This window comes from Lysobacter sp. ISL-50, from assembly GCF_018612875.1.
In the GTDB taxonomy this organism is placed as follows: Bacteria; Pseudomonadota; Gammaproteobacteria; order Xanthomonadales; family Xanthomonadaceae; genus Lysobacter.
This window is the reverse complement of the sequence record NZ_JAGGRI010000007.1, coordinates 245,242-256,178: the sequence shown is the minus strand read 5'-3', so window position 1 is coordinate 256,178 and position 10,937 is coordinate 245,242. Positions and strand designations below refer to the sequence as shown.

Here is a 10,937-nt window from a genome sequence, read left to right as displayed (position 1 = left end):
GCGCGAAGCGCCCGCGCCCGCCGCCGAACCGGCCCGCGCCGCGCGCGCGGCCGCCCCCGCGGCGACCGCGGCGGCTTCCTCGGTGGGGATGATCCAGTCCACCCCGGTGCGTTCCGGGCAGCAGATCTACGCCGACAACCGCGACCTGACCGTGCTGACCACGGTCGGCGCCGGCGCCGAGGTCATCGCCGACGGCTCGGTGCACATCTACGGCCCCTTGCGCGGACGCGCGCTGGCCGGCGCGCAAGGCAACACCAAGGCGCGAATCTTCTGCCGCGAGTTCCATGCCGAACTCGTGGCGATTGCAGGCCATTACAAAGTGCTCGAAGACATACCGAAGGAATTGCGCGGCAAGGCCGTGCAGATCTGGCTGGAAGACGAACAAATCAAGATTGCGGCGCTGGATTGACGCCGCACGAACGGAGGAAAGTATTTTGACCGAGATCATTGTTGTCACTTCGGGCAAGGGCGGTGTCGGCAAGACCACGACCAGCGCCAGCCTTTCCTGCGGCCTCGCCCGGCGCGGCCACAAAGTAGCGGTGATCGACTTCGACGTCGGCCTGCGCAATCTCGACCTGATCATGGGCTGCGAACGCCGCGTCGTGTACGACTTCGTCAACGTCGTCAACGGCGAAGCCAACCTCAAGCAGGCGCTGATCAAGGACAAGCGTTTCGACAACCTGCACATCCTGGCCGCCTCGCAGACGCGCGACAAAGACGCGCTGACCAAGGAAGGCGTGCAGAAGGTGCTCGAAGACCTGGCCGCGGAAGGCTTCGACTACATCGTCTGCGATTCGCCGGCCGGCATCGAAAAAGGCGCGTTTTTGGCCATGTACTTCGCCGATCAGGCGGTCGTGGTGGTGAACCCGGAAGTGTCCTCGGTGCGCGACTCCGACCGCATCCTGGGCCTGCTCGCGTCCAAGACCCGCCGCGCCGAGAACGGCGAGAAGGTCAAGGAACACCTGCTGCTCACCCGCTACAGCCCCAAGCGCGTGGAAGACCAGGAGATGCTCAGCATCGGCGACGTCGAGGAAATCCTCGGCCTGAAGACCATCGGCGTGATTCCCGAATCCGGCGACGTGCTCAACGCTTCCAACAAGGGCGAGCCGGTGATCCTGGAAACCGAATCCGATGCCGCCCAGGCCTACGACGACGCCGTCGCGCGTCTGCTTGGCGACACCCGCCCGATGCGCTTCACACAAGTGGAAAAGAAGGGCTTCTTCACCAAGCTGTTCGGAGGCTGAGCTTATGGGTCTGTTCGACTTCCTGCTGGCCAAGAAACCCACCGCTTCCGTCGCCAAGGAGCGTTTGCGCATCATCGTCGCGCACGAACGCGCCGGACGCGGCGGCGGCCCGGACTACCTGCCGATGCTGCAGCGCGAGCTGCTCGAAGTGATCCGCAAGTACGTCAACGTCGATGCCGAATCGGTCAAGGTCGACCTGATCGGCGAAGGCGACAACAAGGTGCTCGATATTTCCGTCGCGCTGCCGGAAACACCGAATCCGGCGCAGGCGTAACGGCGCGGCCGACCTCCCGGCCAACGCCGTTGTCGCGTATCTGCGGTCAATAGCAGCGGCGCACGCCGCGACAGCGCCGACGAAGCGGCGTCGCGACCGCATGCGCTTCCACGCGCCTCGGCAGCGGCCGCAAGCCTTGTTCCAGCGCCTCGCGCCGTGTCGGCGCTATTCGCGCTACCCACGCCAATAACCGCCGTACAGCGCTCACCCCTGAAACCTTCCGCATCATGCTGACCCTGTCCGACATTGCCTTCGACGACGTCGCCGCCCTGCTCGCGCGCTACAGCCTGCGCCTGGAGAGCGTCGCCGACGGCGAACCGATTCCAGGCAGTTATTGGGGCGAGTGCGAGGCCGGGCTGATCGGCAGCACCGTCTATGCACGCGGCGACACGCCCGTGCACTCGCTGCTGCACGAAGCCTGCCACCTGATCGTGCTGCCGCCGGAGCGTCGCGCCCAGGTGCATACCGATGCGACCGATTCGATCGAGGAGGAAGACGCGGTGTGCGTGCTGCAGTCGCTGCTGGGCGACGCCCTCCCGGGCGCGGGAAGCGAGCGCATCCTCGCCGACATGGACGAATGGGGCTACACCTTTCGTCTGGGTTCGGCGCGGGCTTATGTCGAACAGGATGCGGAAAGTTCTTGGCAGTGGCTGGCGGCGCATGGGTTGGTGAAGCTGCCGGAGCGCTGCTTGGTGATTTAGCGATGTGGCCGATGCATGTCGATGAAAAGCGCCGGGCCGCGTGTCGCGATAACAGCGCGGATCGAAAAGCGTCGGGGCTGAAGCCCCTCCCACAAAAGATTTCGTAGCTGCGCGGCCAACTGCCGGGAAGCTTCAGCTGCGATCGGCTGGATTCGGCCGGTCTGCTTCGAGCGAAATAACAGCGCGGATCGAAAAGCGTCGGGGCTAAAGCCCCTCCCACAAAAGATTTCGTAGCTGCGCGGCGAACTGCCGGGAGGCTTCAGCTGCGATTGGCTGGATTCGGCCGGTCTGCTTCGAGCGAAATAACAGCGCGGATCGAAAAGCGTCGGGGCTAAAGCCCCTCCCACAAAAGATTTCGTAGCTGCGCGGCGAACTGCCGGGAGGCTTCAGCTGCGATTGGCTGGATTCGGCCGGTGTGCTTCGATCGAAACGACAGGACGGATCGAAAAGCGTCGGGGCTGAAGCCCCTCCCACAAAAGATTTCGTGGCTGCGCTGCGATCGGCGGGTTCGATATCGGCTCGGGCGGCAGAGCGGTCACCGACGCCTTCCCTGGCGCCGACGCCATTCAAACTCTGCGGTTCCGGCTATCCCCATAACCGGTTCCGACTGGCACTGCTGTTGCTTCCCTTCCCCTGATGCGCCATCCAGGCGCTTACCCCCACCGAGTTCCTGGCGGCGCGCGCCTCAGCGCGCGGCCGGCCTGCGTTGCGTGTCTTCAACGGCATACGCCGCCCGCGGCGCCACGACGGGCACCGGGACGGCATGATCGATTTCGACTTCGGCCTCGTTGACCGGATCGGGCAGCGCGCGCGCCGCGGTGTGGTTCGGGCCGGCGTCGGCCGGGCCGTTCATCATCACCACGCCGACCGCGGCCAGCGCCAGCAGCGCGAACATGAAGATGCGGGCCAGATGGATGCGGCTCAGGCGGCCGTGAGAGCGGGCCGGCGCGTGCTCGCGCGCCCAGCTCAGGTCGGCGGTGAACAGATACGCGCCGCCGTCCCGTCCCCGCAGTGGCAATGTCGTCAAAGTGGCCGTGTGCAATTTGCCGCTCGCGGTCCGCGTCGTAGATTTCATGCCTTATCCATTGCTGCCAAGACGGGTGCCAGGAGCCTGCCCCGCTTCCGGCGGAGCAACCGATGAACCGCTGCCCTTGGACGTCACTTTTTCCGTTTTCGTGTCACAAATCAAATCGGTTTTTGTGACAGGGGTCGAGGAGCCACCGCTCTCGCTGTTCCATCGACTGCACGAAGCGGCCGCGACACCTGCCTGTGTTGCGTGCAAATCACGTGAATACGGAAAAATTAACAATCTAAGCGGTTACACGTAACGAAATATTTACTTTAGATCGCGCTAACGGTTGCAGGTCCGCGCGTTGAAAACACCTGAATTGGTCAAATCGGCCCTCGCGGCGTAAATCCGGTAACCGTTTTCAGGCCGCGCTCTGTGCCGGATGTGCGCAAAATCTCATGCGTCGCCTCCGGCCGCGGCAGCCGGTCGGCCCCGCCGTCGCACTGCAGCTTGCGCGGGACCCGGGCGGCCTCTAGCCTTCTGGCTCGCGCGCAAAGCGCGGCACTATTCCGGAGAGAGCACACATGAAATATGTCCGCGCCTTGTTGGCGCTCGGCGTCGCTGCGGCCGTGATCGGCGTGGCCGGCTGCAAGAAGGAACCCGTCCCCTCCTCGAGCACCACCGCCCCGGCCGTCGCGCCCGCGGGCGAAACCGCGGATCAGTTCATCGCTCGCGTCAACGACGAGTACAAGAAGATGTATCCGGAGATGACCGCCGCGCAGTGGCTGTCGTCGACGTACATCAACGACGACAGCCAGTTGCTGTCGGCCAAGGCCAACGAACGCTATCTGACCCAGCTCAACAGCTGGATCGAGCAGTCGAAGAAATTCGAAGGCCAGCAGATGTCGCCGGCCACCGCGCGTTCGATCCAGCTGCTGAAGATCGGCACCGCGATGCCGGCGCCGAAAGATCCGGCGCGGCTCGCCGAACTCACCCAGATCGCCACGCGCATGGAAGGCATGTACGGCTCGGGCAGCTACTGCAGCGGCCCTGGCGACACCGACTGCCGCCAGCTCGGCGATCTGGAAGACGTGCTGCGCAACAGCCGCGACTACGACGCTCAGCTCGACGCCTGGAAGGGCTGGCACACCATTTCCAAGCCGATGCGCAAGGACTACACGCGCTTCGTCGAACTGGTCAACGAAGGCGCGAAGAATCTCGGCTACGCCGACACCGGCGAGTTGTGGCGCTCGGGCTACGACATGAGCCCGGTGGAACTGGCGGCGGAAACCGATCGCCTGTGGGGCCAGGTCAAGCCGCTGTACGAACAACTGCATTGCTACACGCGCTCGCGCCTTGAATCCAAGTACGGCACCGACAAGGGCCAGACCAGCGGCGGCATGCTGCCGGCGCATCTGCTCGGCAACATGTGGCAGCAGGACTGGGGCAATTTGTGGGACGTGCTGGCGCCGTACAGCGAACAGCAGGCCGGCAGCCTCGACATCAACGGCGCGCTGGCGCGCCAGTACCAGCAGATCCTCGATGCGCAGGAAGCCAAGGCCGGCGGCGATCGCGGCCCGCTGGAGCAGGCGCAGACCGAAGTCGATGCCAACCTGGCCAACGCCAAGCGCATGACCGAACGCGCGCAGGACTTCTACGTCTCGCTCGGCATGCCCAAGCTGCCCGACAGCTATTGGAACAAGACCCAGTTCATCAAACCGCGCGACCGCGACGTGGTCTGCCACGCCAGCGCCTGGGACATGAACATGGGCGGCGACGTGCGCACGAAGATGTGCATCAAGCCGAACGAAGAAGACTTCACCACGATCTATCACGAACTCGGCCACGTCTATTACTACCTGGCCTACAACAAGCAGCCGCCGCTGTTCCAGACCGGCGCGCACGACGGCTTCCACGAAGCCATCGGCGACACCATCGTGCTGGCGATGACGCCCAAGTACCTGTCCTCGATCGGCATGGTCGGCAATCAGCAGCAGAGCAACGAAGCGCTGATCAACGCGCAGATGCGCATGGCGCTGGCCAAGGTCTCGTTCCTGCCGTTCGGGCTGATGATCGATCGCTGGCGCTGGGGCGTGTTCGACGGTTCGATCAAGCCCGACGGCTACAACAAGGCGTGGTGGGAGCTGAAGGCCAAGTACCAGGGCGTGGCGCCGGTCGAGGCGCGCGGCGAAGAGTTCTTCGACGCCGGCGCCAAGTACCACGTGCCGGGCAATACGCCGTATACGCGTTACTTCCTCTCGCACATCCTGCAGTTCCAGTTCTACAAGTCGCTGTGCGACGCGGCCGGTTACAAGGGTCCGCTGTACGAATGCAGCTTCTACGGCAACAAGGCCGCGGGCGCGAAGTTCGAGGCGATGCTGGGCAAGGGCGCGAGCCAGCCGTGGCAACAGACGATGAAGGAACTCACCGGCGGCGAGAAGATGGACGCTTCGGCGGTGCTGGAATACTTCGCGCCGCTGCAGACCTGGCTCAAGCAGCAGAACGAAGGCAAGAGCTGCGGCTGGCAAGCTTCGGCGGCGGGCGCTGCGGCGCCGGTTTCGCCGGCCAAGCCGGCGAAGGCCGACGCCAAGCCGGGCAAGCCGGCGCAGGGCTGAGCCTTGCCGAGCGGGCGCGAAGTTCGCGGCCGCTTACGACAAAGAAAAACCGGCTTCGGCCGGTTTTTCTTTGTCCGCGTCATGCTCTCCCTCTCTAGCTTGCGGAAGAGGATCGGGTGAGGGCCCGCGGCCTACACCGCGGCGCCGATCGCCCCGATCAACTCGCGATACCGCGCAAGCAATCGCTGCTGCGCATCGGTCACGAACGCTTGCGCCATCGCGGAAAACTCCTGATCCGGCGCGGCCGCGGCGCGCAGGCTCGCCAGCTTCCGGGCCGCGCGCCGCAGCGGCGCGGCGATGTCGGCCGGATCGGCCTGCGCCGCCTCGTCCAGCGCTTCCTCCAAGTCCAGCAGCGACTCGTTCAACCGCTGCAGATGCCGGCTGCGCGCTTCCACCAGCGCTTGCCGGTTCAAGGCCATGATCTCGACGGTACGCTCGCCGTAGGCATCCGCGCCGCTGTCGTCGAAACGCGGCGCCAGCAGCGACAAATCGTCGACCACGTGCCAGCGCAGATGCGCGGCCGGATCGCGCCGGGTCGGATCGATCAGCAGCGGGTCTTCGCCGTCGCAGTCGTCGCCGGGCTGGAACGCGCGCGCGGCGGCGATCGGAAACAGATTGCCCTTGCCGGCGTTGCGCGTGGCCTGCGCGGCGATCTGCGCGGCGCTCATGCCGACCGCCGCGATCCGGTGGCCTTCGACGCGATTGCAGCTGATGCAGCTGCGCAGCAGATTGGTCCAATCGGCCGCCAGCCACCAATAGCCGCGATGACCGGCCTCGCCGACCACGCCCGCCTTGGGCCGGTAATGCTCGATGTCGGCCGGCGAAGTCGATTCGTGGCGCGACTCGCAGTACGCGCATTTGCCGTCGAACAAGGTCCGCAATGCCTGTTTGACGTCATCGCCCTTGTAGGCCTTGAACTTGTACGCGCCGGCCCGCGGATCGCGGTAGTGAACCTCGGCATCGGCACGTTCGCGCGCACCCGCGCCGCCGGGATCGCTCAACGAAGCCGGCGCCGCGATGCGGCCGCGATCGACATACCTCATGCCTCCCGCTCCGCGCCGGCTTCGAGCAAGGCGACGATTTCGCGCAGGGCGTCCTCGCGCATGCTCGCGCGTTCGGCCACGGGTTTGCTGCGGCGCCCGCGCAGATAACGCTCAGTGGCCTCGCCGATCAACTGCTCGGTCGGCGTGTCGCCCAGCGGCAACGCCGACACATGCCCGGCCAGCGACTCGCGCTCGCGCCGTTCGCCGGCATCGAGTTCCGGCTTGCCGAGCAGATACGCGTAACGATGCAGATGCGCATCGACCTCGGGCCGGGCGGTGCTGAGCAGGCCGAACAGGTCCGAGGTCAGCAACTGATCGGTGCGCATCAACTCGATGTTGGGCAGATCCTCGCGCAAGCGGATGCGGTCGTGTTCGTCGCGGTACAGCACCTGCACCTCGCCGTCGCGCATGCCGCGCAGGCACAGGGCGTCGTGGGCGGTGACGATGAACTGTACGCCCGGCATGGCCCGGCGCAACGCCGACATTACTTCGATCTTCCAGCGCGGGTGCAGGTGCACGTCGATCTCGTCGATCAATACCACGCCCTGCGCATACTCCAGATTGCCCCAGACCTCGACCATCCTGCGCATGATGTCCACGGCCATCGCGAACAGAGCGCGATAGCCGTCGCTCATGCGCTCGATCGGGGTCGAGCGCCCGTGCGCGCGCACCAGCACGTGCCCGCCCTGGCCTCGATAGACATAGCCGTCGTCGCGTAGCGCCAGGATTTCGCGCATGGCCCGAGCCACTGCATCGAACAAGCCCGTCTGGGCCTGAGTAAGCCAGGGCGTCGGGTCTTCAAGGACCGCGAAGGGGTCGAACAGACTGCGATTGCTCGCTTTCGTCGGCGCAGTGGTGCGGAAGAAACGACGCGCGCCATAGGCGAGCATCATTACTCTGTTCTTGTCCTGCTTCGACACGAGTCGCCCTAACGCATCGACTTCCAATCGCCTGCGGCGACCCGACGACAGCATCAACTCGACCGAAGGGCGCTCGGCAAGTACCTTCCAGCCCTCGCGCTCGCGCGGCAGAAAGTCCTCTCCCTGGGCGCGGCTCAATTTTCGTTCGCGCTCGCTCATCAGCGCCAACGCCAGCGCCTGCAGCACCGTGCTCTTTCCCGCGGCGTTCTCCCCCAGCAGCATCGCCCCGGCCGTGCCACCGACCGGCGAGTTCGACCGGGAGAAATCCAGTTCAAGAGAGTCAATGCCCTTGAAGTTCTCAATCCGGAGGCTTTGCACATGAGCGGGATCGAGCCTTCGCACCGAAACTCTGGGGTTACGCGAGGATGCGGCAAGCGGCGGCGAACTCTCCGCGAATTCGGCCGAGCGTTTCGCCAGAAACCACTTGGACACCTCACGCCACAGTTCAGCGCGTCCATTCAATCGCATCAGGTCGTGGCTCGTACGCAGCAGGCGAACCACCAGGCCAAGCCGTCGCAGGCACTCCGCATGAACCGCCTGCAGCGCTGCCATGACCGTTCCCGAATGCGGCTTTTCGTCGAGCGTCTCGAGAAAATCCACAGAAAGCGATCTCGTGCCGGGGGCGAGCTGGGCGACGACGAATTCAAGCATGAGCTTCACGCTCGCCCGCCGCGCCTCCACCAGCGCGGGCCGATTGAGGTCGAGCACGTTGATCGTGGCTTGTCCTTTCTCGCTGCGCGCCACCACCACACCATCGCCGACAACGCCAAGATGCCGGGCGGGATCATCGCGATACGGATCGATCAACATCGCCCCCTCGCTGGCCACGGCCAGCCGCCATGCCGTCATCGGCATGGCGCGCGGCGTGTCGAGCGGGAACTGATTGCGCTTGATCGAAGCGCAGTCGCGGCAGGCGAGCATCAGATTGCGCCATTCGAAGGCGAACCAGCCGTAATGGTCGGCGCTTTCCTGTCCGCTGCTGGGATCCCATGCCGCCATGAGCGGCCGGAACCGTTCGACCACTTCCTCGTGCGGCCTCAACGCCGATTCGCAGTAGGCGCATTTGCCGTTGAACTGGTGCCGCAGGGCCTCGATCGTGGCCGTCGTCAGAAACAGGGATTCGTATCGCTCGAACGGCGGGCGCTGGCGCGCCCGGATGTCCTCCGGCCGGGCATAGAACTCGGTGATATCGCGGGCCCAGTCCAGCAGTTCGGGCCTGCGCAGGGACGCGGGTATCGCGACCGGCTTTACTTTCCTCATCCAGCCCCTCCCTTGGGCGCGGCGGCGCCAGCGTGCCGGCGCGAATCGGATCGGATCGATTGAGGCCGCATCGTCGCGGCACGGCCGCCATTATGGACATGCCCGGGTCTGGCGGAATAAGACCGTGTTGGCGGTCGCCGGCCCGGCGCGCGGCCGCGCTGCGGCACAATGGGGCGGGCCGTTTCCGTTTTTCGTCCACCGGCCCTGTCAGGAGTCCGCATGCCCATCGAATCCCGTCTGTCCGCCGCGCTACTGTTGCTGTGTGCGTCCGCCGCCGCCACGGCCGCCGAACCGGTGGATCTGCTGATCCGCCACGCCGCGGTGATCGACGTCGTCGCCGGCAAGTTGCGTCCGGACCGGCTGATCGCCGTGCGCGGCGACCGCATCGTCGCGATCGAAGCCGACACCCGGGCCGCCGCGTTCGACGCCGCGCGCAGCATCGATGCGCAAGGCAAGTACGCGATCCCGGGCCTGTGGGACATGCACGTGCATTTCGGCGGCGGCGACAAGCTGATCGAGGAAAACAAGAATCTGTTGCCGCTGTACGTGGCCCACGGCATCGCCGCGGTGCGCGATGCGGCCGGCGACCTGAGCCCGAGCGTGTTCGAATGGCGCGACGCGGTCGCCGCCGGGTCGCTGCAGGGCCCGACGATCTTCACCTCGGGCCCGAAGCTGGAGGGCTACAAATCGATCTGGCCGGGCGACATCGAAGTCGGCAGCCACGAAGAAATCGCCGCGGCCCTGGACCGGTTGCAGGACTGGAAGGTCGATTTCGTCAAGATCACCGACAACACCCTTTCGCCGGAATTGTTCATGGACGCGCTCAAGCAGGCGCATGCGCGCGGCTTGCGCGTGTCCGCGCACGTGCCGTTCTCGCTGACCATCGACGAGGTCAGCGCGGCGGGCCTGAGTTCGATCGAGCACATCGACTACGCGTACAAGGCCGGCTCGACCCGGGAGGCCGAAATCGGCGCGATGGTCCGGCGCGGCGAGATCGACGCCAAGGAAGGCTGGAACCGCATCCAGGCGAGCTTCGACGAAAAGACCGCGCGCGCGGCGTACCGGCGCCTGGCCCGGCGCGGCACCGCGGTCACCCCGACGCTCAACGGCAGCTTCGTGACTACTTATCTGGATCGAAACGATCACCGCGGCGACGATTACCTCAAGTACATCGGGCCGGGCCTGCGCGCGACCTATGCCTGGCGGGTTGAACGCGCGGCCAAGGACGACGCGGCGGCGATCGAACGCCGGCATGCGCGCTACGAGCGCGACGCCGCGATTCTGCCGCTGCTGCAGCAGTCGGGGGTGAATATCCTGGCGGGCACCGACGCGGGCTTCCTCAATTCCTTCAATTACCCCGGCGTGGGCCTGCACGACGAGATGCAGCGCTTCGTCGAAAGCGGCCTGACGCCGTTGCAGACCTTGCGCGCGGCGACCATCAACGGCGCGCGCTTCCTGGGGCAGGACAAGCTGCACGGCTCGCTCGCGGCGGGCAAGGCCGCCGATATCGTTCTGCTCGATGCCGATCCGCTGCGCGATATCGGCGCGACTCGGAAGATCGATACCTTCGTGTTGCGCGGCAAGGTTTATGACCGCGAGGCTTTGGATGCGATGTTGGAGGATGTGCGCAAGCGCGTGGCGGCCGAGGTGGAGTGAGGTCGGCGAGGTGGTTCGCGCCTACCCGCACACCCCGCATCGTCCCCCTCTCCTCCCCTCCTTCCCCTCCCCGCCTTTGCTGTTCCCCCCTTTGAAAAAGGGGGGCAGGGGGGGATTTGCTTTGACCGGCAGGTCATGCGGATACGGCAACCGCAAAAGCGGAATCCCTCCTGCCCCCTTTTTCAAAGGGGGGAACAGCAAGTGCTCTGTTAAAG

General features: G+C 65.6%; 9 protein-coding genes. 6 read left to right on the top strand and 3 right to left on the bottom strand.

Going from position 1 to position 10,937, the window contains the following annotated elements; translation table 11 throughout:
* From minC to J7J50_RS05735, 4 genes are all read left to right on the top strand, one after another.
* Positions 1–409: septum site-determining protein MinC (minC, locus tag J7J50_RS05750; RefSeq protein WP_215097469.1), on the top strand; the 409-nt coding region annotated here is incomplete at its 5' end.
* Between the two features lie 25 nt (positions 410–434).
* Positions 435–1,244, top strand: coding sequence for a septum site-determining protein MinD (gene minD / locus J7J50_RS05745; RefSeq protein WP_057942245.1), 810 nt, complete (start codon positions 435–437; stop codon positions 1,242–1,244).
* A gap of 4 nt (positions 1,245–1,248) precedes the next feature.
* Positions 1,249–1,518, top strand: a complete 270-nt coding sequence (gene minE, locus J7J50_RS05740) for a cell division topological specificity factor MinE (protein ID WP_057942244.1) — start codon at positions 1,249–1,251, stop codon at positions 1,516–1,518.
* Positions 1,519–1,745: 227 nt separating this feature from the next.
* Positions 1,746–2,219, top strand: a complete 474-nt coding sequence (locus J7J50_RS05735) for a hypothetical protein (protein WP_215056509.1) — start codon at positions 1,746–1,748, stop codon at positions 2,217–2,219.
* Between the two features lie 685 nt (positions 2,220–2,904).
* Here the strand turns inward: J7J50_RS05735 and J7J50_RS05730 are convergent.
* A complete protein-coding gene (locus tag J7J50_RS05730; RefSeq protein ID WP_215056508.1) occupies positions 2,905–3,294 on the bottom strand; it encodes a hypothetical protein in 390 nt (129 codons plus the stop codon).
* Positions 3,295–3,812: 518 nt separating this feature from the next.
* On the opposite strand from J7J50_RS05730, the gene J7J50_RS05725 reads away from it, so the two are divergent.
* On the top strand, positions 3,813–5,843 hold the full coding sequence (locus tag J7J50_RS05725) for a M2 family metallopeptidase (protein WP_215056507.1): 2,031 nt from the start codon (positions 3,813–3,815) through the stop codon (positions 5,841–5,843).
* A 131-nt stretch (positions 5,844–5,974) separates the two neighbouring features.
* On the opposite strand, the gene J7J50_RS05720 is transcribed toward J7J50_RS05725, so the two are convergent.
* A complete protein-coding gene (locus tag J7J50_RS05720) occupies positions 5,975–6,886 on the bottom strand; it encodes a hypothetical protein (RefSeq protein WP_215056506.1) in 912 nt (303 codons plus the stop codon).
* Complete coding sequence (locus tag J7J50_RS05715) at positions 6,883–9,066, bottom strand: AAA family ATPase (protein WP_215056505.1); 2,184 nt, start codon at positions 9,064–9,066, stop codon at positions 6,883–6,885. Before J7J50_RS05715 ends, J7J50_RS05720 begins: the two co-directional genes overlap by 4 nt.
* 219 nt (positions 9,067–9,285) lie before the next feature.
* Here J7J50_RS05715 and J7J50_RS05710 point away from each other — a divergent pair, with 219 nt between their 5' ends.
* Positions 9,286–10,722 (top strand): amidohydrolase family protein, encoded by a 1,437-nt coding sequence (locus tag J7J50_RS05710; protein WP_215056504.1) that lies wholly within the window; start codon positions 9,286–9,288, stop codon positions 10,720–10,722.
* Positions 10,723–10,937: the final 215 nt, after the last annotated feature.

What these genes read in the sequence shown, in the direction of transcription:
- J7J50_RS05710 (WP_215056504.1), top strand. Translation starts at nt 9,286, where the DNA reads ATGCCCATCGAATCCCGTCTGTCCGCCGCGCTACTGTTGCTGTGTGCG.
- J7J50_RS05730 (WP_215056508.1), bottom strand. Translation starts at nt 3,294, where the DNA reads ATGAAATCTACGACGCGGACCGCGAGCGGCAAATTGCACACGGCCACT.
- J7J50_RS05725 (WP_215056507.1), top strand. Translation starts at nt 3,813, where the DNA reads ATGAAATATGTCCGCGCCTTGTTGGCGCTCGGCGTCGCTGCGGCCGTG.
- J7J50_RS05735 (WP_215056509.1), top strand. Translation starts at nt 1,746, where the DNA reads ATGCTGACCCTGTCCGACATTGCCTTCGACGACGTCGCCGCCCTGCTC.
- minE (WP_057942244.1), top strand. Translation starts at nt 1,249, where the DNA reads ATGGGTCTGTTCGACTTCCTGCTGGCCAAGAAACCCACCGCTTCCGTC.
- J7J50_RS05720 (WP_215056506.1), bottom strand. Translation starts at nt 6,886, where the DNA reads ATGAGGTATGTCGATCGCGGCCGCATCGCGGCGCCGGCTTCGTTGAGC.
- J7J50_RS05715 (WP_215056505.1), bottom strand. Translation starts at nt 9,066, where the DNA reads ATGAGGAAAGTAAAGCCGGTCGCGATACCCGCGTCCCTGCGCAGGCCC.